We start from the raw sequence: 23,844 nt of genomic DNA, 5'->3' as shown, positions 1-23,844 counted from the left end.
TTAACCGCAAGATTCGCAAAGATTTACGCAAAGTTCGCAAGGTTTAGTTTAAAACTTTGCGAACTTTGCGCTTTTTACTTGGCGTCTTTGCGGTTAAATTTTATTTTTTTACTGAAGAAATAATTCCCTTCAAAAACCCATTAAAATCAAATCCAGGTTCTTCTTCCTTCACTCCCATTCTGACAATAACCATATCCAAAGACGGAATAATCGCCACCATTTGTCCTTGGTAACCGCTACAATAAAACATATCACGAGGAACATCCGGGAATTTCCCTCCGGCGTTTAGCCAAAATTGAGCTCCATATTTTCCTTCAGAAGTATTTGTTGGAGTTGCAGTATATTTCACCCAGCTTTCATCCAAAATTTGTTCTCCGTTCCAGTTTCCTTTGTGGAGATATAATAATCCAAATTTTGACCAGTCTCTTGGCGTTGCCCATCCGTAAGAAGAACCTACGAAAGTTCCAGACATATCTTGCTCGACAATCATCGAATTCATTCCGATTTTGTCGATTACGGCGCTATACCAAAAATCAAGATATTCTTGTTGTGTTTTAAATTGGTTTCTTAAAATTCTGGATAATAAATTGGTTGTTCCTGATGAATAATACCAATGTGTGTTTGGTTTATATTTCGCTGGTTTATCCATTTGTACTTTTCCCATATCTTCAGATTGGAAAAGCATTTGTGTGGCATCGCAAATCGTGCTGTAATTCTCTTCCCATTCTAAACCAGAATTCATATGAAGTAAATCGTTTACAGTAATATTTTTGCGTTCGTCATTTTGCCATTCTTTGATTGGCGCTGGCTTATAAATATCAATTTTGCCTTGTTTAGCCAAAACTCCAAAAGCAGAACTTGTTATACTTTTCGTCATCGACCAGCCTAAAATTTTACTGTCTTTATTAAAACCGACGTCATATTTCTCCGCTATCAATTTATCTTTATACAAAACCACAACGGCGCGGGTTCTCTTTTTCTTTCCTCCATTTTTATCAAATGAATTATCAACAGCACTTTTCAATTTTGCATAATCAACATTTGAAAAAACAGTATCTTTTGGTTCATTATTCCCATAAGGAAAAGGAAAATTGTTGACTAATTTTGTTCTTTTCGGAAGTAAATACGGTTTCGAAACATCAAAATCATCATTGATTAAAGTTGCTCCTAAACCTTCTCGATAAATAGCTTTTCTTTCTTTTAAACCATAAACCGAAGCCGTTGTAAACTTACCTGCTTCATCAATAGAATTTTTCGCCAAATCAATCATATCAATATCATTGTCCGTTTTCTGAATCAGGTCTAACGATCGATTATCCATAAAATGTCCGGAAGCCACACTTTTCGCTGAGAAACCAGAAATCAAATCCAGTTTTGGATACGTTGTAAATCCGAAATACAAGAAAGCAAGAACCAAAACAATCGCAAATACTTTGAGAAACTTTTTCATAATGATGTTAGATGTTTTTAATGCAATATAAATAATTTATCTTCACGATTTTAGAACCCAAATTACAAATACAATTAGGATAATGCAGAAAACCGAATCGATTTTTATGGAATCAGCATTTACGCCTTCTGGCAATGGCGTTATAAAAGGAAATTATAGAATTGCTGTATAAACAAATTTAGTTTTAGTACTTTTGTAAATAGAATTTTTCTAAATAAGACATGCTAGATATCCAAAAAATAAGAGCTGAATTTCCGATACTTTCACAAAAAGTAAACGGAAAACCATTGGTATATTTCGACAACGGTGCGACATCGCAAAAACCACAAATTGTAATTGATGCCATCGAAAAATACTACCAAGAAATTAACGCCAACATTCATAGAGGTGTTCATACTTTAAGTCAATTAGCTACTGATGCTTACGAGATTTCTCGTGGTAAAGTACAACAACATATTAATGCAAAATTTGCCCACGAAGTGCTTTTTACGTCGGGAACAACACACGGAATCAACTTAGTTACAAACGGTTTTGCTTCTATTTTAAAACCGGGCGATGAAGTTATTGTTTCATCATTAGAGCATCATAGTAATATCGTGCCGTGGCAAATGTTATGCGAAAAAACCGGAGCAACTTTAAAAGTTATTCCGATGAACGAAGACGGTGAATTAATCATCGAAGCTTTTGATGCTCTTCTTTCAGAAAAAACAAAAGTCGTTACGGTAAATCATATTTCAAACGCACTCGGAATTATAAATCCGATTAAATATATTATTGATAAAGCACATGCTGTTGGAGCGGCTGTTTTAATTGATGGTGCACAGGCTGTTCCACATTTAAAACCAAATGTTCAGGAATTAGATTGTGATTTTTATGCTTTTTCAGGTCATAAAATGTGCGGTCCAACCGGAACCGGAATTTTATATGGAAAAGAAGAATGGCTGAACAAACTTCCTCCTTACCAAGGTGGTGGCGAAATGATCAAAGAAGTGACTTTCGAAAAAACAACTTACGCAGATCTTCCTCATAAATTTGAAGCCGGAACTCCAAATATCGCGGGTGGAATTGTTTTAGGAACAGCTATTGATTATTTAAACAATATTGGTTTTGATAATATTCAGGAATACGAACACGAACTTTTAGAACACGCTACAAAACGTTTATTAGAAATTGATGGTTTAAGAATTTACGGAACCGGAAAAAATAAAGCTTCTGTCGTTTCGTTTAATATTGATGGAATTCATCCTTACGACGTTGGTTCTATTATCGACAAATTAGGAATTGCGGTTAGAACCGGACATCATTGCGCACAACCCATCATGAATTTCTTCTGTATTCCGGGAACTATTCGTGCTTCTTTTTCATTTTATAATACCAAAGAAGAAATTGACGCAATGGTCGAAGCTGTTAAGAAAGCAAAAACAATGTTAAGCTAAAAAAACCTTTTATGAGAACAATATCTTTACTACTCCTGATTCTTTTTATTGGAACAGGCTGTTCAAGTCAAAAAAAAGCAGATATGACAGGAACTCAAATTGAATACACCGCCATGTCTCGAGGACTTTACAAAAGGATTGTCGTTCAAGATCAAAAAGTTTCGATAACAAACGGAAGAGACACGGAAGCAATTGTAAGCCAAATAGATAATTCAAAATGGAATAAAATTGTATCCGAATTTGAAAAAATAAATTTAGATAGTCTTTCTGCTTTAAAAGCGCCAACAGAAAAACGTTTTTACGATGGTGCCACAATTGGAAATTTAAAAATAATTCAGAATCCAAAAACATACGAAACAAAAGGTTTCGATAATGGTTTTCCTCCAAAGAAAATCGAAAAATTGGTAAATTTGCTGACAGATTTTACTAAAGAATAATTATGACAATAAAACAGATACAAAACGAAATAATAGACGAATTCTCAATGTTCGATGATTGGATGCAACGTTACGAGTACATCATCGAATTAGGAAAAAATCTTCCGTTAATTAAAGAAGAGTACAAAGTAGACGAAAATTTAATCAAAGGCTGTCAATCAAAAGTTTGGTTGCAAGGCGAACAAAACGATGATAAAATTGTCTTTACAGCAGACAGCGATGCAATCCTGACAAAAGGAATAATCGCGATTTTAATTCGTGCTTTCTCCAACCAAAAAGCATCAGACATTATAAATGCAGATACTGAATTTATTGATGAAATTGGTTTAAAAGAACATTTATCAGCAACACGTGCAAACGGTTTGGTTTCGATGATAAAAAACATCAAAATGTACGCTTTGGCTTTTGATGCTAAAAACAAAAATTAAAAATTTAAACCATTAAGATATTAAGTTTCATAAAGCTCAGGCTTATCTTACTATTCTTAATGGTCAAATAGAAAATTAAGCTTACTGTTTTGACACAAAAGCAAAACTTAATTTCCTTAATATCTTAATGGTAAAAAATAAAAACACTTAGTGTTTAAAAATAAAAAATAAAAATGGAACAAGAAATAGACACAAACGAATTAGGAGAATCAATCGTAAAAGTTTTAAAAGGAATTTACGATCCTGAGATCCCTGTTGATATTTATGAGTTAGGATTAATTTACGATGTAATGGTTAATACCGATTATGAAGTAAAAATCTTAATGACATTAACGTCTCCAAACTGCCCAGTTGCGGAAAGTTTACCTAGAGAAGTGGAAGAAAAAGTAAAAACAATCGAAAACATTAAAGATGTTGATGTAGAAATTACTTTCGATCCGCCTTGGAGCAAAGATTTAATGAGCGAAGAAGCAAAATTAGAATTAGGAATGCTTTAATTTAGTCGTAAAGTCAAAAGTCGAAAGTCTAAAAGTTAAGGCTTTATGACATTTGATATTCGACTTTAAGACTTAAAAAAACAATTAGTCACAAAGTTGAAAGTCATGAAGTCCAAAGTTAGAGACTTTATGACTTTCGACCTTCGACTTTAAGACTTAAAGAATGGAAGAAATTATCAATAAAGTTGCCAACAGTGTACTAGAAGTATTTGATTTGGAAGATTATTATCCAAAGGGAATGCGTGTGCAAATTGACATTTCGCAATGGCTTTTAGAAGGATTTTTATTGAAAGAAAAAGACTTTAGAGAGCACTTAAAAAATCACGATTGGTCGCAATATCAAGATCAATATGTGGCTGTACATTGCAGTACAGATGCTATTGTTCCGGCTTGGGCTTTAATTTTAGTAGCAGTACAATTGGCTCCTTATGCTAAAAAAGTAGTCAATGGAACCATAGAAGACTTAGACGGAAGCTTATACGAAGAAATCTTACCTGCGATCGATTATTCAGCATACAAAAACAAACCTGTCATCGTAAAAGGCTGTTCAAAAAAACCAGTTCCAATGCGTGCATACATTCTAGCGACAACATATCTGCAACCTTTTGCCAGAAGTATTATGTATGGAGAGGCTTGTTCAGCGGTTCCTTTATACAAAGAAACTAAGAAATAACTTTCTTTTACGATCAATTAATTCCGAACCTTTTGACGGTTTTTAGTATATTTGTTAATACACTTCTAAACTAAAGACTATGAGAAAGCTAGCGTTATTACTTTTCATTTTAGTAAACTTCACTTTTGTACAAGCCCAAAATTCAGAAAAAGAATTAATTCAGAATACTGAAAAAGCAGTAAAAAAAATTAACGACACTATTGAAGGAGAAGGTTGGAAAACAAAAGGAACAGTATCACTTTTATTAAATCAATCGAGTTTTAACAACTGGATTGCAGGTGGAGAAGATAGCTTTTCCGGAACTCTGGGAATCAACTATGATTTCAATTACAAAAAAGATGATATAACCTGGGACAATAAAATTCTTGCCTCCTACGGACTTTTACAGACCAAAAATGATGACTTCACAAAAAAAACAGATGACCGTTTAGAATTCAATTCAATAGTTGGAAAAAAAGCTTTCGGTCAATGGTATTACTCTTATTTCCTAAATTTTAGAACGCAATTTTCTACAGGTTACATTTATGGTCAGGATGCAAATGGAAAACAAATCAGGACTGAACAAACTAAATTTATGTCTCCGGGTTATCTTACTACAGGTCCAGGTATTTATTGGACAAAAGATGCTAACCTAAAAATAAATTTTGCGCCTCTAACTTCAAAATTCACTTTTGTAGACAACGCTTATACGAGCGGAATCGACAGGTTTTCAGGTTTGCCTTATGTAGATGGAGATTATTTTGGCGTTGATGAAGGCAAAAGTATGCGTTATGAATTAGGTTTTTATGCTTCCGTTTATTACAAACTGGCTATCATGACCAACGTAACAGCTGAAAATACTTTGAATTTATATTCTAATTATTTAGAAGATCCTCAAAATGTTGATATAGATTACTCATTGAATATTATCATGAAAGTGAATAAATTTTTGTCAGCCAATTTATCATTTCAGGCAATTTATGACGACAATGCCTATCAAGGTCTTCAGACCAGAGAAGTATTTGGCTTAGGACTTAATTTCGGATTTTAAATATCATAAAAGCAAAAAGGGAACATACAAAAATATGTTCCCTTTTTTATTTAAAATCCAGGTTTATAACGATGGATTGTGTCTTGTTCTGATTTGTGCTGCATTAAATTTATCTATTAATTTTTTAGCACTCGAAATAAGGTCTTTACCATCACCTTTATCATAATCATTTGCAATTAATCCTTCTCCTTCTTTTATTGTTTTTTCAGGTTGATCTAAATACAAATAAATTTTTCCTAAATTATAATAAGCAGAATATCTGATTTTTTTGCTTCCTTTATTGTCTTCTGTATATTTTGTTTTAAGAGACTCAAAATATTCTATTAAAGGCTGTAAATCCTGAGTTAATTTATCAATTGGCTGATCTGCTTTCATTCCTGCAAATTGCACTTTAACAGCTTCGATAGCTTCTTTTTGAATTGCACCTTCTTCTTCTTTTGAATCCATAATCCAAAGTTGCTCCTGAAAACTGATTGGCGTAAAACCAAAATTATAATTCAATTGTGTATTTGCGCTTTTAATAGCGTTTTCTACATACTCTCTTAATCTGTTTTGTAAATTCACAGATCTGTTTTTTGCATTTTCTCTTTCAAGATAAGACTGGCTTGCATTTTCTGCCGTTTTATAAGTATACTGATCAGAAAAATTAAATTTCATTGTATTTGTTCCCGAACCTGCATCGCTAGCCGGAGCATCCTGACTTGTACTTTTCAGGAATCTATTAGTTGGTTTTGGAGCTGCTTCAACCGGGGCAGCAGCAACAGGAGCTTTTGCCACAACCGGAGCAGTAACAACAGCATATCCTTTACCTCTGTAAGTAGTTACAAGTGTATACATTGGATATGATCTCAAAACTTTTCCGTCTTTATCTTTTTCCTCTACTTTTCTTGTTTCAACAGTAGTTCCTTCTTCATAAAAATCGGCCAAATTAAGGTCGACAGTTAGACTTGCATTCTCCGTTACTTTTTTCCAACCATAAATATTTAATTGGTTATTTAAAACTTTTGCACTTGGAAACTGAATAGAAATTGGTCCGTCGGTAATAATATTAGTTGCATAAGTTCTTTGTTCTAAAGGAACTATAGTTTTAGGAAGATCCTGATAACTAACATTGAAATAAAAGCGATCTAAGTCGACCTTTTGTGCAAAAGATGCAACTGAGAACAACGAAAAACATAAAAGAGTAATTTTTTTCATAGCAAATTAGGTTGATTAAGGGTTTGTCTTTTTAAAAAAAATTAAATAATAAATTATTAGAAAATTTTTACAAACATATTAATTTTCAAACAAATAAAATATTATTTTTAACGTCCTTAAACTATATCCCCAATTATATGACTAAAATTCACATTGCCGCTTTTTTTCTGATGATCTCTGTCGCTGTAAATGCACAAAAAACTGACACAGAAACTAAAAAATTCAAAATTCCTGTACCAAAATCAGATTATTTTAATGCCATTAAAAAATACCATATCATTGTTCAGGGTATTAATAAATGGGATAGATCAAGAGAATTTCTTCCAAATGAAACTTTTCAAAAGGATATTACTCTTGATAAATACAAAAATGACAAACAGATTGATTCTATTAATCCGGATCTGAAAATTATAGTAGGTTTAAATCCTTCAAAATACCTTTTTAATGCATCTGGTCAACCAAGTGTAACTGGCGATCTTAGCTTTTTAATATTAGGGAAAAACAATGAGATAATAACTATGGCATCTGTTAACAGAACAGTTCCATTAGACAGAGTTAAGGGACGTAATCAGGAGACTGAGATGGCTAATGCTTTATGTCTTCAGGCTTATGACTTATTAGATGGATATCTTATCACAAAAAATGAAGTTGAATTAACCTTTAATTACGGAATTTTCGAAAAATGTGAAGCTTTCCCTGAATTAGTTGATTTTAATACTAAAACACAAGAATTACTTGGTAAACTTGAAGCACTTACATTTGATGACGCTTATTTAGATCAAATGCAAAATTTCTACAAAGGCTATCTTGGAAAACCTTACGGAAAAATTAAGGATAAGGAAATTACGAAAATCGTTAATTTGAACTTAAGCTTAATTGAAATTTTCAAAGTTAATTTTCCAAAAGCAAATGAATATCTTGCTATTGCTAAAGATAACGCTGGTATGTTAGCCATGTGGCCGGACAATGCCAAAAAGAATCTTCAAATTTTAGGATTTGTAAACCAGAATAATTTTACACACAAAATAGAAACTTTAACTTCAAGATCTGCTTATTGCATTACTCTTAAAGGAACTGCCTATTATAAAAAGAAAATATTCGTGGGAACTTTTGAATTTACAAGATTTAAACCCGCTGCAACTGGTTCAAGTGGTATGATTAGTTTAGATTCTTACTCTCCTGCTATAGCTATTTATGAAGGTACTGATAAAGCAGGTTATGTTTGGCCAAATGGAAATCAGTTCAATGTTAAAACTGAAGATGGAAAAGAAATCTCTTTTAAGAAATACCAAGGAGAAGCTATCATGGTCGTAAAAAATGCCGATGGTACTTTTAAACCATACGAAAGCGAGTCTGATGACGTTTACACCTCTCCGGATGATGAAAAATTAGAATTGAAAAAAGCATAAGTTTATTCCCATAAAAAAATCCCAAAATATAATTTTGGGATTTTTTTTATTCTTGTTTTATTCTTCTTCTTTCTCAATCGCATCCTTATAATCCGGATACAAAAATTTATTATACGGAAATCTTGTAATATGAATCTGGCGAACGGCTTCGTAAACTCTTTCTCTAAATTCTTCAAAGTTTTGTTTATTGGTAGCCGAAATGAATAATGCATTTTCTTCTCCCAAACGATGCATCCAGGTTGCTTTCCATTCGTCAAGCGTGTAATGTCTTGGCGTTTTCTCCGTCATTAAATCATCTTCATCGATCGTCAAATGTTTGTAAGCATCAATTTTATTAAAAACCATAATTACAGGTTTTTCATGTGCTTTAATATCCTGCAAAGTCTGATTTACAGATGCGATGTGATCTTCAAAATCAGGATGCGAAATGTCTACAATATGCAAAAGCAAATCGGCTTCGCGAACCTCATCTAATGTACTTTTAAAAGAATCTACCAATTGTGTTGGCAATTTTCTAATAAAACCAACAGTATCAGAAAGTAAAAATGGTAAATTTTTGATTACTACTTTTCGAACTGTTGTATCCAGCGTTGCGAATAATTTATTCTCAACAAAAACATCACTTTTACCAACTGCATTCATCAAGGTCGATTTTCCAACATTGGTATAACCTACCAACGCCACACGTACCATCGCACCACGATTACTACGTTGAACACCCATTTGTTTGTCAATCGTTTTGATTTTTTCTTTCAGCAACGAAATTCGGTCACGAACGATACGTCTATCTGTTTCAATCTCTGTTTCCCCAGGTCCACGCATACCAATACCCCCTTTTTGACGCTCAAGGTGCGTCCATAAACCAGAAAGTCGAGGTAATAAATAGATACATTGTGCTAATTCAACCTGTGTTCTTGCATAAGAGCTTTCAGCTCTTTGTGCAAAAATATCCAGAATCAAATTCGTTCTGTCTAAGATTTTACAATCAATAATTTTAGAGATATTTTTTTGCTGAGAAGGCGACAATTCATCATCAAAAATTAAAGTCGATATATCATTTTCTTTTACAAAAAGATTGATTTCTTCAATTTTACCCGTTCCCATAAAAGTCTTTGGATTCGGGCGTTCCATTTTTTGCGAAAAACGTTTGATCACTTCACCACCAGCGGTGAAAGTTAAAAACTCTAATTCGTCAAGATATTCGTTAAGTTTTTCCTCACTTTGATTTTGAGTTACAATACCAACAATGGCTGTTCTTTCAAAATTTATAACTTCTTTTTCTAACATAGCTTTGAATAAGGTGCAAATTTAATGATTTGTAGAACACTAACCCTTATAGAATATTGTTTTTAAGTTCTATTTAAGAGTTTGTTTCTTTTTTAAAAAATAAAACCATTTAGAAATTACTTTCTAAATGGTTTAATCAAACTGAAAATACCGTTTTATTCGTAGATAAATGTTTTCTCCGTTTTTACAATTCCGTTCTCTTCAATTTGAGTACAGAAAATTGGAAAATTCAATTTATTATATTTATACTTTCTGCTTACAGCAACCAAAGCCGCAGATGACGGACTAAAATTAACTTCATTATTATAGGATATAGCTTCAAAACTAAACTCCTCTTCGTGATAAGAAATCATCGGTACAATTACTTTATAATTATCACCAAACAAATTCTGAACAATAAGTTGATCTACAGATTTTTTATCATCAAAAGTATACGTCTTAGAGATTTTATCTCCTACCAAACCTTTGTGTCTTATTACATTATCATTAGTATAAACATACTCTATTTTACCAACAATTTGTTTGTTTTTATCACGAGAAGTACGTCTGACAATAATACCGTTTTCAACAATATATTCAATATCATCCACTAAATTTTGATGGTTGGTACTTTTTTTAGTTGTTACTTTTATTCTTGCTCCTTCATAGCCAAAAGTCACCACTTTTGTAATATAATCCGGGCCTTCCTGATATTTTTTTACAAATTTTATAATATTATTGTCTGCATCATAAGTGTAGTTCACGACTTCTTTCCAATCGCTTCCAACTTTGTCTTTTATAGTCATATCCAGCAATCCAACTTTGTTGTAAAAGAAATGCTGTACAACATCCGAAGTGGTAATAGTCTGTATTTTTCCTTCTTTAAACACGACTGTTTTATTTACAATTTCACCATCTGTTGAGTTCTGATAGTTTGTTTTTACAATATTGATTTGCTTTAAACGAACAGGTGCAGTGTTGTCCTGGCTATGCACTAAGCATGGAAGTACCATCATCAAGATGGCGATAAAGTAGGTTTTCATAATTTTAAGTATCAATTTGGGATGACCAAAATACAAAATTCCATCAAATTTTAATAGTTTAAATCTCAAAAAAAGTACACTATTAAACTAGCTTCCAAAAAATCAATACTTTAAACATATTTTAAAAAAAACACAACCTACTTTTCGCCAAAAATTTTAATATCATCAACCATAAAAGCGCCATTTAGTGTTTTATCTTTTCCAGATCCAATATATTTAAACGCAATATGAATGCTTCCTGAATAACCGGATAAATCAATTGCGCCAGAACTTATAAATGCACGGGCTGGTGTTGACAAAGAGGGAAATTTTGCTTCTAATTTTGTCCATTTTGCTTTCGAAATATTTGAACCATCAAAATTTGTTGATACATAAATCTCTAAGGCATTTAATGGAGAATCCATCTTCAAATCATGCTGTGCACTTCTAAAAGACAGTACTGCATTTTTATAACCTGTCATGTTAATTTTAGGCGAGACTAACCAGGCAACATTTTCAGCTGCTGTTGTACTTGTGGTATTAAACTCTGCATAACCATTACCTCCGTAAACCATGCTTTTCCATAATTTTGTTGCTTTTTCTACAATATTACTCCAGCCAGGCAGTACAAAATTTACATTGTTTTTTACTGTTTGAAAATCTTCAGCAAAAAACGGAACATTTCTCTTTCCACCCATGACAACATCTTGCTCTGACCTAATCACCATTTGATAATCGGAACCAAATTTTGTCAAAATACCACGAACTGTTCCGCTTCCTTCGGGCACTAAATGATCTGAAAAACTGGCGTAACTACTTGTTCTGAAAATAATCTGATTTCCTGTTTTATCCCGCAAATTCCAATTTGTCGACCCTCCAACATTATTCGTTTCTTCAAAATAATGACGTCCCAATGCTCCTTCTGTAAATTCTACATCAGTAAGTTCTATCAAAGTATTCAATTTAGTATCATCTAATGCTTCTTCGATAGAAACCTTCTTAACCAATAAATTTTCATCAGCCATTATACAGGAAGGGTTCAATACATTTTTATAATCATTTTGTGAAATTCTGCCAATAGTTGGGTCTCCGGCATTACTCACATTCAAACTTCCTACTCGCAGTCCGCCGTAAAATAAATCTGTAAACTGATTTTTAAGTTTTATATATACTTTATTTCCAACACGATAATCGATATAAGTATTGGAAGCATCAATTGGTACACTAAAACCAATTGCCGGAATTCTCTCTTTTGCCAAAGTCTGAAACGAAATCGTCTTAAAAAAATTCCCTTCTTCATCACTAGACACCACATAGGCTTCTATGATATCATCATAAACATATTGTTTTGCCACTATACCAGCAAGATCGTGTACTTTTTCGACTGTTTTATTCACCGTCAAATCAGGTTGAGTGCATTCTAATTTTGGTGTTTCAACATCATTATTACATCCGCAAATAAGTGATAATGAAAGTGCCAAAATTGACTTTAAAAATATCTTTTTCATAAGAATTCTAATTTTAAGGTTTATAAACCGATCGTAAGATTTACAAAATACGTTCGACCGTATCCGTAATAATATTTTGGGCCAAAGGATGGCGTTCCGCTAGAAATATCCTGATTTAAAGCTCTAAAATTGGCATTTCTTGCCTGCTCAAAACCTCCTGTTTTATAGGTTCTGTTCATAGCATTATTCATACTTAAAAAAAGCCCAACATATTTTCCGTGTATACGCCAGGATTTTCCTCCTGAAACATTTAATAATGTAATTGGGTTAAACTTTTCCTGTTTTAACAATTCATCACCTCGCTGTTTTGTCGCTTCCGGAAAAGAAAAACCATTTGCCGGATTGATATAAAATTGTGCTGTTCTGGCAATGGGAGAAAAATCGAGATAACTTTTAGAGAGATAATTTATGTTCGATCCAATCCACCAAAATTTTGGATCTCTGTATTCTAAACCAATTGAATAGGCTTGCTGTGGCATTCCGGCTTGTTTGTAATTTTTAATGTAAGCCTTCCCAAAATCAAAAGTGGTTTGTTTGTCTGCTTTTACAGCATTCGTATCATTAGTTATTAAAACATCCGGATTACTATTGTAAGTATAATTACCATATGCAACAGATAAAGTTGATTTTAAAGTAGAGGAAATTTGATATTCAAAACTCAGTTCTGCTCCAATATTTTTCTTATCTAAATGTGTTAGAGTCTGACTCACAAAAGCATCTGTGGGATCATAACCTGCTCCGTTATCAAAAATACCTTCGGCGTAAAAAAAGGAAGTTTTTGTACTGTTTTTAATTAAAGTGTAATAAGCAGTCAAACGCATTTTCAATTTGGGCGAATGATAAACATAATTGGCTTCGGCACTTGAAATATTCTCGCTTTCGATTCCGTTAACAATGGAATTATTTAAGCGTGAATTCGAAAATGTATTTCGGAGTGAAGGCGCTCTTGTCAAATGTGATCCATTAAAAAACAAAGATTGTTTTCCTGAAATTTTATAGGTAAATCCGGCTTTGAAGCCAAAATTCTCAAAATTTGCTTTTTGGCTTTTGCCGAAAGAAGTTGTTGGATAAATTCCGTTTTGATATAAACCTTCCCGTTGATAATTAGATACAGAATACGATTGTGCCAAATAGATATCCGTTTTTTTATAAGTAAATCTAAACTGAGTAAAAGCATCTACTGTATTAGCCAGAAAATTATAATTATAACCATAAATTTCTCCTTCTTTTACTTTCCTATTTGGATTTTGTAAATCTGATTGCGACTGGTTTCCTTTATAAAAAGGGTCAATATCTTCGAAATATTCACCTCCGAGTAAATCTAAAAGATATTGAAAATTATGTGATTTCAGGTTTCTAAAAGTAAAACCAGCATCAAAAAAAATATTTTGTGTTAGCTGTGAATTCAAATTTGAACTTATTGCAAAAGTTTTATCATCCGTTCGATCTTCATATAAAACATAATGACTTTGCGAAGGTTCATAGTCACTAATTGTGCTGCTGGAATTTGCAATTTGTTTTTGATTGGTGCGATACATGGCGTTCCAGTCTATTTGTGGATTTTCTAAAAATGAGATTTTGTTCTTTTCTGCATTTTCATAATCCGGAGTAAAAGCTCCTGAAAATTCTCCCTGATCTTTTGCATAAAGCGAACTAAAATAACTGGGCAATTTCCTGTAATAAGTTGGATCCGGACTGTCTGCTCTTTGATAATCTATATTACTGTTTCCAACTTTTCCAAACTGATACATTATACTCGAATTCAGATTTGTTTTTTCATCAATTTTAAAATAATGATTGAGCATTAAAAGCGGTTCTTCAACCGTTTTTATTCTTGCATTTCGTTTTTCTCCATTCTGAAAACCCCAATACGAGTTGTATTTTTCATTCGTTAGCCGGGTCACTTCATTTGTATTTGCAGAATTTTTCCCTCGGGAATTGGGTGTATAAAAACCTGTAAAATTTAAAGATTGTTTTGCATTTAATTTCTTTTCAATACTGATAAAAAAAGATTCTGCTTTGAAATTCGTTCCTTCAAAAAAACCTTCATCTGACCAACGTTTGCCTGCTGAAACTGCATACGCCCAACCAGAAGCATTCATTCCGGAAGCGTATGTTCCAATTGCACGCCAGCTGTATGAAGTATTACTTCCCGAAAACGTTAACTGTCCTCCTTTTCTATACATTGATGCTCTGGTGAATATTTGTTGTGTTCCTAAGATGCCTCCAAAAGTGTAATTAGAAACAGCCGTGCCAATCGAAAATTCCTGATTGCGAAGTACATTATTCAAACCTCCCCAATTATTCCATTGTGGTCTTCCGTCATAAAGTTTGTTCATGACCATACCGTTGAGCATCATGGTTCCGTTTTCGCTATCTAGACCACGAACTCTAAATCGGGCTTGACCCCAATTGAAAGCTGAAGCCTGCATAAAAGCATCTTTTGAAGATTGTAAAAGCCCTGAAGTCATTTCAGATGAACTATTATCATCTGTTAAATCACTATCTAATAAAGTAATTAGAGCGGCCGGAGTTTCATCGGAGAAATTATCTTCTAATTGTAAAATTCCGAGATTAACTTTAAATCCAAAATTGGATTCCAGTTTTAAAAGCAAATCTTTGTAACCCTGGCTGTGAATCAAAAGCAGTTGCTCTCCTTTTATTTGAGAATGAAGTTCGAATCTTCCGTCGGCTGATGTAAGTTGTGTTAAAGAAGAATTTTGAATAGAAACCACCACATTCTCTATTGGATCTTGTGTTTTGGCATCAATCACGAATCCAAAAAAAGTCGTTTCTTCTTGTGCAAAAACAAAATTAAAAGGCAGTAAAACAAAAAAGAGCAAGTAATTTTTTCCCATTAAAAATTCCAATTTACTTTGAAAATAGATTTCGGATATTAATCCTTATTCAAAAGATAAAATTGGTTTTTGGAAAAAGTATTTTAATTCAGATTCTTAGTTAATCTAAAAGTCCAAATGTAAATAAAACATTTAAAAATATAAATAAATTCCTACTAATGTTTTAATTGAAATTTAAAATTAATTAAGTAGCTTTGCCTATTTTTTGGTTTTTTGAGTTCAATATTTTAAGCTGAAGTTCTAATTTTAGAAACCATAAAAGCAATTAAAACGCCAAAGATTCCGATAAAAGCAAAAGAGAATTGAAGTCCAAAATTTTGCGCAATGTGTCCAATTACTGGTGGTCCCATTAAGAATCCAAGAAAACTTACACTTGAAACAATAGTTAAAGCTTCTCCTGGTGGCACGGTTGGGTTTTTCCCAGCCATACTATAAACTGTAGGAACAATAGTTGCAACGCCTAAACCAACTGCCATAAAAGCAATGGTACACGGAATTAAATAAGGAAGAAAAACGGCTGTAAAAAGTCCGGCCGAAATCATTACGCCGCTAATTTGCATCACACGCTCACGTCCAAATTTATTGATCAGACCATCGCCTAAAAAACGCCCGCTGGCCATCATAATCATAAAAGATGTATATCCTAAAATTACCAATGGTCCGGGTGCTTTTACAATATCTTTAAAGTAAACACCGCTCCAGTCAAACATTACACCTTCGCTGGCCATACTACAAAAGCCAATTACGCCAAGCCAGATTAAAGCGCTGTCGGGTTTTACAAATAACTTTTTCCCTTCAGAAGCCTTATGTTTGATTTTTTCTTTGGCTCTAACCAAAAATTTAAAATTAAAGGCAACCATAAGTAATACTACAGCACCAACAATTAAGAAATGATGAAGTGGTGTAAGATTTAAAGCTAACATTCCTAAACCTACTAAAGCGCCTGTGAATCCGGCGAAACTCCACATTCCATGAAACGAGGACATTATCGTTTTTTTGAAGAGTACTTCTGTATATACACCTTGTGTATTTACTGCAATATTGGCAAGATTCCCGAACAATCCGAACAAAAATAAACCTAAAGACAATTGAAAGGCTGTTGTTGCCAACCCTAAATTGGCGAGGCATAAAACATACATTATTAAGGAGAAAACCAAAATGCGATGACTCCCGAATTTGGTTACCATTTTTCCTGAAAAAGGCATAATCACCAATTGCCCCATTGGGAGTGCAAAAAGTATAGAACCTAAATCGCCTTCTGTTAAATGCAAAGCGGTTTTAATATCTGGAATTCGGCTTGCCCAGGTTGCAAAACTTAACCCCATTCCGAAATAAAACATTCCCACAGCAAAACGAATTCGGTTTAAATAAGAAGCTTTGGCTTCTCTATAGACTTTCTTGATTTTCCCTTTTGTTTGGAAAAGTGATAACGGATTGAAATTGATCAAAATAATGGATTTTTGGATTGCTACTATAAAAATACAAAAAATGTACTTTGCACACTAACGAAGACCACCAGTTCCTCAATTTATAACGTTATATGTTTATAAATTCTTTAAGAAACAAAGGTTCTGAGGAGCAAAGGGACAAAGGTTTTCTATCTACCTCCATAAAAAAAGACGCACAGCAGTGCGTCTCTATGGTATAATTTAATAAGCTATAATTAGAATAATCTACTTTAATCTGTTTAATCCATCAAATCCGTGGGCCAATTATTTACAAATTAATTATTTTTTGTTGTGCATTACTTGCAATAGCAGCTTCAATAATCTGCATTACTTTTACACCATCTTGTGCGGTAACCGGCTCTGTTTTATTATTGGCAATTGAATCGTAAACACCATCAAAAAATGAAAAGTAATTTCCCTGAAGCGTTGGCACTTTTTCGCGGATTACTTCTCCTTTGATTTCTGTATGTAAAAGTCCTTGCAGCGTTTCTGATTCAGTTCCCCAAGATTCTAAATTTGGTTTTTTACCAATTTTCAATTCATCTTCCTGAACATCACCACGAGGTTTTAAGAACGATCCTTTTTTACCATGAATCGTATACGCCGGATTGGCTTCTCTTACAAAAAAACCTGCTTTTAAACGAACTCTGAAATTGTCATAAATCAACAATAAATCAATCCAGTCATCTACTACAGAATTTTCTCTGGTATATCGAATATCTCCAAAAACCGACTTTGGAGAACCAAACAAACAAATGGCCTGATCGATTAAATGTGGTCCTAAATCTTTCAAAATTCCAGCTCCGTCATTGGCTGTCTCTTTATGTGCTTTCGGGCTCAATACCGGATTATATCTGTCAAAATGGAATTCGGCTTCGACTAAATCTCCCAAAACACCTTCATTGATTATTTTCTGAATGGTTTTAAAATCACTGTCCCATCTTCTGTTTTGGAAAACGGCTAATTTTAATCCTTTTTCTTTGGCGATTGATGCTAGTTCTTCAGCTTCAGCAACAGTAGTTGTAAAAGCTTTTTCAACAACAGCATGTTTTCCGGCCAAAAGAACTTTTTTAGCATATTCGTAATGGGTTCCGACTGGTGTATTTACAATTACCAAATCGACATCATCTGCTAATAAATCATCGATTGAAGAATAACTTTTTACATAAGGATAATCTTCCTGAATGAGTTTTTTACTTCTTTCCCAAGAACCTAACAATTCAAATCCCTGGTGAATGTCTAAAAATGGAGCATGAAAAACTTTCCCCGACATTCCGTATGATAATAGTGCTGTTTTTATTTTTTGCATTTGTGTATAATTTTTATCAAAATAAATTTTAATGTTTTTCCCATTAAGATATTAAGAAAATTAAGTTCAAAGCTTAATGAAACTTAATATCTTAATGGTTCAAATTAAAAACCTTATGGTTTATTTAATTTTAGCGCGTTCGTATTGTTTTGGCCATTGAATATCTTCATTTAAATCTCTGGCGAAATCTAACGGCAAGTTAGGATTTCTTAAAGATTCTCTGGCGAATAAAACCAAATCGGCCTGATTATTAGTTAGAATTTCTTCGGCTTGTACTGCATGTGTTATTAAACCAACTGCTCCGGTTAAGATATTTGCTTCTTTTTTGATTTTTTCGGCAAATAGAACCTGATAATTGGGATGCAACGGAATTTGTTGATTTGAAACTAATCCGCCAGACGAAACATCAATTAAATCTACTCCTTTTTCTTTTAAGATTTCAGAAAGTTTTACTGATTCTTCTGGATTCCAACCACCTTCTGCCCAGTCTGTTGCTGAAATTCGAACAAATAAAGGTAAATCTGAAGGCCATTCTGACTGAACAGCTTCTAAAATTTCTAATGTTAATCTTATTCTGTTTTCGAAACTTCCGCCGTATTGATCGGTTCTGTTATTCGTTAAAGGAGATAAAAACTGATGCAATAAATAGCCATGCGCTCCATGAATTTCTACAACCTGATAACCTGCTTCAACAGCTCTTTTGGTTGCCGATTTGAAATCGGAAATCACTTTTTGAATTCCATCTTTATCTAAGGCTGTTGGAAGAAAAGGTTCATTTTCATGATACGGAATCGAACTTGAAGAAACGGTCTGCCATCCGCCTTGAGCGAAATCTAACTTTTTATTGCCTTCCCAAGGAGATGAAACACTGGCTTTTCGACCTGCATGTGCCAACTGAATTCCGGGAATTGAATTTTGAGAAACTATAAATTGATTAATTGTTTTAAGTTTTTGAATGTGTTCGTCTTTCCAAATTCCTAAATCGGCCGGAGAAATTCTGGCTTCAGGAGAAACGGCTGTGGCTTCCTGAATAATTAAGCCCACGCCTCCGCTGGCACGACTTCCTAAATGAACCAAATGCCAATCGTTTGCAAATCCGTCAACTGCTGAATATTGGCACATTGGCGAAATAACGATTCTATTTTTTAATGTAATTTTTTTTATAGTGAGTGGAGAAAATAACAATGAAGCCATATTATGTAACTTTTAATGGTTTTAAGCTACCAATTGGGTAGATAGCGTTTAAAAAAGTAAAGTTAAAGCTTCTTGTTAAAAGTAGAAATCTAAATGTTTATTAATTAACAAACATTTAAAACCTTATGTCTTATATTGCACTATCAAATTAAAATAGAAACGTTACTTTTGTGCGTTAAATTACGAACTAAAAATACAAAATGGATATAGTTATCAAACTCTCTCAATTTCTATTGAGTTTATCTTTACTTATTATTCTTCACGAATTAGGACATTTTATTCCTGCAAAATTATTTAAAACCAGAGTCGAAAAATTCTACTTATTTTTTGATGTTAAATATTCATTGTTTAAAAAACAAATTGGCGAAACTGTTTACGGTATTGGCTGGCTGCCACTTGGAGGTTATGTAAAAATCTCAGGGATGATCGACGAAAGTATGGACAAGGAACAAATGGCATTACCACCTCAACCGTGGGAATTCCGTTCTAAACCGGCCTGGCAACGTTTGATCATTATGTTAGGTGGTGTTACAGTAAACTTTATATTGGCTTTTATTATTTATATCGGAATGGCATTTGCATATGGTGATACTTATGTGGCCAATGCCGATTTGAAAGATGGTGTTTGGATTGAAAATCCGGTGATGCAAAAAATTGGATTTAAAACAGGTGACAAAATCATCTCTATTGATGGACAGGCAGTAGAAAATTTTGATAATGATACCAACATGAAAGTTATCATGGCTAAGGAAGTTTTGATCGAAAGAAACGGACAACAACAAACGATCAAAATGCCGAAAGATTTTGTTGATCAACTTTCAAAACATGAAAAATCTTCTCTTGTAGAAATGCGTATTCCTTTTGCTATTAAAGATGTTCCTGCAGAATCTGTAAATACTACTTTAAAACCAAAAGATTTACTTGTTTCCTTAAATGGACAACAAGCTAAGTATTATGATCAGGTAAAAGCTATCCTGGATAACAATAAAGGAAAAACAATTCCTGCTGTTGTATTACGCGATTTAAAAGAAACACCCATTACGGTTAAGGTTTCTGCTGCTGGAAAATTAGGAGTAGTTGCTGGTGGTTTAGATATTAAAGCATTAGAAAAATTAGGCTACTATAAAATCAGTACCAAAGAATATAGTTTTGCAGAATCTATTCCGGTTGGACTTGAAAAAGGAAAAAACCAATTAGTAGGTTACGGAAAACAATTGAAAATGATTTTTAATCCGGAAACGAAAGCATACAAACAAGTAGGTGGTTTTGCGGCGATTTTTAACATTTTTCCGAGTTCTTGGAGCTGGGAAGTGTTCTGGTCAATCACGGCTTTATTGTCAATTATGCTTGGAGTTATGAATTTATTGCCAATTCCGGCCCTTGATGGTGGTCATGTTATGTTTTTATTATACGAAATTATTAGTGGTAAAAAACCGAGTGATAAATTCCTTGAAAACGCCCAAATGGTTGGCTTCGTACTACTTATAGCATTGCTTTTGTTCGCAAACGGAAACGATATTTATAAGGCAATTATGAAGTAGAAAAAAAATCAAGAAAAAAGAGTTAAAATATTTTTGGTAAATTAAAAAATCAACTATATTTGCACTCGCTAAAAAGAGCAACAACTTCCTCCTTAGCTCAGTTGGTTAGAGCATCTGACTGTTAATCAGAGGGTCCTTGGTTCGAGCCCAAGAGGGGGAGCAACTTTTTTTAGCAAACATATTTACCTTTAAGGTGATTCCTCCTTAGCTCAGTTGGTTAGAGCATCTGACTGTTAATCAGAGGGTCCTTGGTTCGAGCCCAAGAGGGGGAGCTTATTAAATACCACTTACATCTGTAAGTGGTATTTTTTTTTGTGCCCATTTCATCCAAACAATAATATGAATTGTGTTTATATTCTTCACTCCATTAAACTAAACAGATTTTACATTGGATATACATCTGATTTCGATACTAGGATAGAATTTCATAAAAATGCTGAATCAAATAAATTTACCGCAAATACTAATGATTGGAAATTATTTTTCACAATATCCTGTGAAAGCAAAACTCAAGCTTTAAACATTGAAAAACATATTAAGAAAATGAAAAGCAAAGCTTATATTGAAAATTTAATTAAGTATCCGGAAATTATTCTTAAGCTTAAAAATAAATATATATAAATTGTTAATCAGAGCCCCGATAGCTATCGGGGTTGGTTCGAGCCCAAGAGGGGGAGCTTATTAAATACCACTTACATATTATGTAAGTGGTATTTTTTTTGTGTCCATTTCATCCAAACAATAATATGAATTGTGTTTATATTCTTCACTCCATTAAACTAAACAGATTTTACATCAATCAATATATTTATTTTAATAAGCTATAATTAAAACCCATAAAAAAAAGACCACCACTTCCATGATAGTCTTTTTTCTTGCTCTGAGAATACGTGGAACTATTCTTTCGCAATTTTATTCACCATATTTTTACTTTCAAATAGCACCATCATTTCATTGGCTTTTTCTGTTTGGCCAATTTCTTTCAATGATTGGGCATATCTATAATAATAGGATGGTTCTAAATCTGACGCCATCTCAAGCAATTGTGCGTAATTTTTAGCTGCCGCGCTCATTTCGCCATCAAAATAATGTTGATCTGCGACTTTTTTAAGCATGTCTGCCGAAGCATAACCTTTGTCTACAACCTGCATATATGTTTTTGTTCGATTTACAGTGAGATATTTCGCTTTTTGGGTTGGTGCAATCATGGCAACTTTAACCGGAGAAATAGACGCCGAAACTGTATCATTAATCGTTTTTGACAGCATGGCAATTTCTGTTGGTTTTACTTTGGCTTTTCTATAAACTGGCGTTACAGTTCTGGTATTATTTGGACCAAGATCGTACGTATTTACCATATCAAGTTTTGAGACCTCATATTTAGTAACTCTTCTTCCAAAAGTCATATTAATGGTTTCTTCTACATGATAATAATCAACAACAAGATCGTTATCTTGTTTATTGTCAGATTGTGAATGTGCGTTTGCTATTGATGCAATGACAGGAGTGCTTGAACTGGCACGCTGTGCAAAACAATTAAAAGAAAAAACACATGCAATTAGTGTAAAATTTACTGCATAAGTTTTCATGATGATTAGATTAATTTGTTGGGTTTATTGAAATGTTACTTTAAAGGTACTTATAGTTCCTTTTTTAACTTTATTATACCCGCGAACAACCTTAAAAAACGTTAAAGTACTGTTTTTTAAGCATAAAAATACATTGAACAAGCTTAAAAAGAGAAGAACAGAAATTAATTATAACAAAAAAAGCGCTTGCAATTTTACTTGCAGCGCTTTTCTATTTTTCAAAAACAGTTTAAAACTTAAACCCCTAATTTCTTAGCAATATCAGTTGGAATTCCGCCTTTGTTTACCATTAGGGCAGTTGTTTTATATTTCACGAAATTTTTGGTTACAAACAAGAAACCTTTGTAGTCGTTTGTTTCTCCCCAGGAATTTTTTACAATGTAATATTCTCTTCCGGTTTGATCTTTGGCTAAGCCAATAATATGCATTCCGTGGTCATCTGTTGTTGTATAATTATCGAATGCAGCCTGACGCATTTCCGGAGTGATTTCCGGCTCAGGTTTTGGTCCGTTGAACATGTCTGCTTTTTCTTCAGCTGTCATATCATCAAATTTCTTTGTCGGAACATATGCTACACCATTTTTCCAGCTAAAGCTTTTCTCGCTCACGTCAGTTGCCCACGCTACTGTATATCCTTTTTTCAACGCATTGTCAATAACATCGGTCATATCATTTACTTTTACGTTGTAAACCTGATCAAATGACCAGTTGTCTGGAACTGCCAAAAGTGTTTTTTGGTAATATGGAGCTGTTGTAAACGATGACATTTCGATATAATCATCAGGATTGATTCCAACAACTTCTTTTGCGAAAGATTGCGGTGTGTAATTCTTTCCTTTGTATGTAAAGTTATCCGGCACTTTTCCTAAATAAGTATCAATAACTGCAGCATATGCTTTTTGCCAGTTTGGAGTTAATTCTCCATTTGGATTTTTAACAACAGCAGCCAAAACGCCTTCGATAAGCGCTGCCATTTCTCCAAATTTATTTTTGTCCGTTCCGTAGTTTAATCCTGTGTAAACTTCTCTTGGAACAGTTCCGTATTTTTTATACATATTGATTACATCATGCAACGCACCTCCGTCACCTAAAGAAACAGCGCCATGCATACGCACGTAATTAATTCCTTTTTCCACATAAACATTTCTCGCTGAGTAAATCTGAGATAATTCTACAGGTTGTTTTCCTAAACGAATCATTTCTGATTCTAAAAATGAGTTTGTAGAATAACTCCAGCACGTTCCTGAAGATCCTTGCGATTTTACCGAAGTTGTTCCAAGGTTAATTTGCTCTGTGAATTTAAAGTTCTCTTTACTTTTATCACTCGCATTCAGTTTTAATGAATTTACTAAAACGTCTTGTGCAAAACAGCTGCTTACACCAACCAAAAATGCTGATGCTACAAAAACTGATTTCATCGTAATTTTATACATAATCAATGATTTAAATAGTTAACTTATTAGTAACCTTTAATTAATTTTTGTTACAAATCAATTAAATATTAACTAATAAAACTAAACCTTTGCCGTTAATTTTTACACAATGTTTTTAT

20 protein-coding genes and 2 tRNA genes are annotated in these 23,844 nt (G+C 33.2%); 11 read left to right on the top strand and 11 right to left on the bottom strand.

Annotated elements, in window-relative coordinates; genetic code table 11:
• Positions 1-100: 100 nt before the first annotated feature.
• On the bottom strand, positions 101-1,450 hold the full coding sequence (locus AC1RRN_RS16280) for a serine hydrolase domain-containing protein (protein ID WP_492968309.1): 1,350 nt from the start codon (positions 1,448-1,450) through the stop codon (positions 101-103).
• A gap of 221 nt (positions 1,451-1,671) precedes the next feature.
• On the opposite strand from AC1RRN_RS16280, the gene AC1RRN_RS16275 reads away from it, so the two are divergent.
• From AC1RRN_RS16275 to AC1RRN_RS16250, 6 genes are all read left to right on the top strand, one after another.
• The gene (locus AC1RRN_RS16275) at positions 1,672-2,886 is read left to right on the top strand and encodes an aminotransferase class V-fold PLP-dependent enzyme (protein WP_492968308.1); all 1,215 of its coding nucleotides are present in this window, start codon (positions 1,672-1,674) and stop codon (positions 2,884-2,886) included.
• An 11-nt stretch (positions 2,887-2,897) separates the two neighbouring features.
• Positions 2,898-3,323 carry a hypothetical protein gene (locus AC1RRN_RS16270; RefSeq protein ID WP_492968307.1) on the top strand — a complete coding sequence of 142 codons (426 nt, stop codon included), beginning with the start codon at positions 2,898-2,900 and terminating at the stop codon, positions 3,321-3,323.
• Between the two features lie 2 nt (positions 3,324-3,325).
• Positions 3,326-3,751 (top strand): SufE family protein, encoded by a 426-nt coding sequence (locus AC1RRN_RS16265; protein WP_492968306.1) that lies wholly within the window; start codon positions 3,326-3,328, stop codon positions 3,749-3,751.
• 173 nt (positions 3,752-3,924) lie between these two features.
• Positions 3,925-4,248 (top strand): SUF system Fe-S cluster assembly protein, encoded by a 324-nt coding sequence (locus AC1RRN_RS16260; RefSeq protein WP_017494560.1) that lies wholly within the window; start codon positions 3,925-3,927, stop codon positions 4,246-4,248.
• Between the two features lie 163 nt (positions 4,249-4,411).
• Positions 4,412-4,921 carry a DUF2480 family protein gene (locus AC1RRN_RS16255; RefSeq protein WP_492968305.1) on the top strand — a complete coding sequence of 170 codons (510 nt, stop codon included), beginning with the start codon at positions 4,412-4,414 and terminating at the stop codon, positions 4,919-4,921.
• Between the two features lie 79 nt (positions 4,922-5,000).
• Positions 5,001-5,951, top strand: a complete 951-nt coding sequence (locus AC1RRN_RS16250) for a DUF3078 domain-containing protein (RefSeq protein WP_492968304.1) — start codon at positions 5,001-5,003, stop codon at positions 5,949-5,951.
• 63 nt (positions 5,952-6,014) lie between these two features.
• Here AC1RRN_RS16250 and AC1RRN_RS16245 read toward each other — a convergent pair whose 3' ends face one another.
• Positions 6,015-7,148 carry a hypothetical protein gene (locus AC1RRN_RS16245; protein ID WP_492968303.1) on the bottom strand — a complete coding sequence of 378 codons (1,134 nt, stop codon included), beginning with the start codon at positions 7,146-7,148 and terminating at the stop codon, positions 6,015-6,017.
• A 137-nt stretch (positions 7,149-7,285) separates the two neighbouring features.
• Between AC1RRN_RS16245 and AC1RRN_RS16240 the strand changes: the two genes are divergently transcribed.
• Positions 7,286-8,557, top strand: a complete 1,272-nt coding sequence (locus AC1RRN_RS16240) for a hypothetical protein (protein ID WP_492968302.1) — start codon at positions 7,286-7,288, stop codon at positions 8,555-8,557.
• A gap of 57 nt (positions 8,558-8,614) precedes the next feature.
• Here the strand turns inward: AC1RRN_RS16240 and hflX are convergent, their stop codons facing one another.
• From hflX to AC1RRN_RS16205, 7 genes are all read right to left on the bottom strand, one after another.
• Entirely contained in the window at positions 8,615-9,844 is a 1,230-nt protein-coding gene (hflX, locus tag AC1RRN_RS16235) for a GTPase HflX (RefSeq protein ID WP_492968301.1), read from the bottom strand.
• Positions 9,845-9,999: 155 nt separating this feature from the next.
• Positions 10,000-10,866: a hypothetical protein gene (locus AC1RRN_RS16230; protein WP_492968300.1), complete on the bottom strand. Its 867-nt coding sequence runs from the start codon at positions 10,864-10,866 to the stop codon at positions 10,000-10,002.
• A 137-nt stretch (positions 10,867-11,003) separates the two neighbouring features.
• Complete coding sequence (locus AC1RRN_RS16225; protein WP_492968299.1) at positions 11,004-12,353, bottom strand: DUF5689 domain-containing protein; 1,350 nt, start codon at positions 12,351-12,353, stop codon at positions 11,004-11,006.
• A gap of 20 nt (positions 12,354-12,373) precedes the next feature.
• A complete protein-coding gene (locus AC1RRN_RS16220) occupies positions 12,374-15,211 on the bottom strand; it encodes a TonB-dependent receptor (protein ID WP_492968298.1) in 2,838 nt (945 codons plus the stop codon).
• 227 nt (positions 15,212-15,438) lie between these two features.
• Positions 15,439-16,659 carry an MFS transporter gene (locus AC1RRN_RS16215; RefSeq protein WP_492968297.1) on the bottom strand — a complete coding sequence of 407 codons (1,221 nt, stop codon included), beginning with the start codon at positions 16,657-16,659 and terminating at the stop codon, positions 15,439-15,441.
• Between the two features lie 268 nt (positions 16,660-16,927).
• Positions 16,928-17,968: a Gfo/Idh/MocA family oxidoreductase gene (locus AC1RRN_RS16210; protein WP_492968296.1), complete on the bottom strand. Its 1,041-nt coding sequence runs from the start codon at positions 17,966-17,968 to the stop codon at positions 16,928-16,930.
• Positions 17,969-18,088: 120 nt separating this feature from the next.
• The gene (locus AC1RRN_RS16205; RefSeq protein ID WP_492968295.1) at positions 18,089-19,162 is read right to left on the bottom strand and encodes an NADH:flavin oxidoreductase/NADH oxidase; all 1,074 of its coding nucleotides are present in this window, start codon (positions 19,160-19,162) and stop codon (positions 18,089-18,091) included.
• A 200-nt stretch (positions 19,163-19,362) separates the two neighbouring features.
• Here AC1RRN_RS16205 and rseP point away from each other — a divergent pair, with 200 nt between their 5' ends.
• The 4 genes from rseP to AC1RRN_RS16185 all read left to right on the top strand — a co-directional run bounded on the left by rseP (position 19,363) and on the right by AC1RRN_RS16185 (position 21,324).
• On the top strand, positions 19,363-20,703 hold the full coding sequence (gene rseP / locus AC1RRN_RS16200) for an RIP metalloprotease RseP (RefSeq protein ID WP_492968294.1): 1,341 nt from the start codon (positions 19,363-19,365) through the stop codon (positions 20,701-20,703).
• Between the two features lie 86 nt (positions 20,704-20,789).
• Positions 20,790-20,863: transfer RNA gene (locus AC1RRN_RS16195), tRNA-Asn, on the top strand.
• A 38-nt stretch (positions 20,864-20,901) separates the two neighbouring features.
• Positions 20,902-20,975, top strand: a tRNA-Asn gene (locus AC1RRN_RS16190).
• A 67-nt stretch (positions 20,976-21,042) separates the two neighbouring features.
• A complete protein-coding gene (locus tag AC1RRN_RS16185; RefSeq protein ID WP_492968293.1) occupies positions 21,043-21,324 on the top strand; it encodes a GIY-YIG nuclease family protein in 282 nt (93 codons plus the stop codon).
• A 275-nt stretch (positions 21,325-21,599) separates the two neighbouring features.
• Here AC1RRN_RS16185 and AC1RRN_RS16180 read toward each other — a convergent pair whose 3' ends face one another.
• Together AC1RRN_RS16180 and AC1RRN_RS16175 are read right to left on the bottom strand one after the other, a co-directional pair.
• Positions 21,600-22,292, bottom strand: coding sequence for a hypothetical protein (locus AC1RRN_RS16180; protein WP_492968292.1), 693 nt, complete (start codon positions 22,290-22,292; stop codon positions 21,600-21,602).
• A gap of 236 nt (positions 22,293-22,528) precedes the next feature.
• Positions 22,529-23,725 carry a C1 family peptidase gene (locus tag AC1RRN_RS16175; RefSeq protein ID WP_492968291.1) on the bottom strand — a complete coding sequence of 399 codons (1,197 nt, stop codon included), beginning with the start codon at positions 23,723-23,725 and terminating at the stop codon, positions 22,529-22,531.
• Between the last annotated feature and the right edge of the window lie 119 nt (positions 23,726-23,844).

The organism is Flavobacterium sp. GW821-FHT11G01, assembly GCF_058808175.1.
Note: the sequence above shows the minus strand (reverse complement) of the source record. Positions and strands in the feature narration are given on the sequence as shown.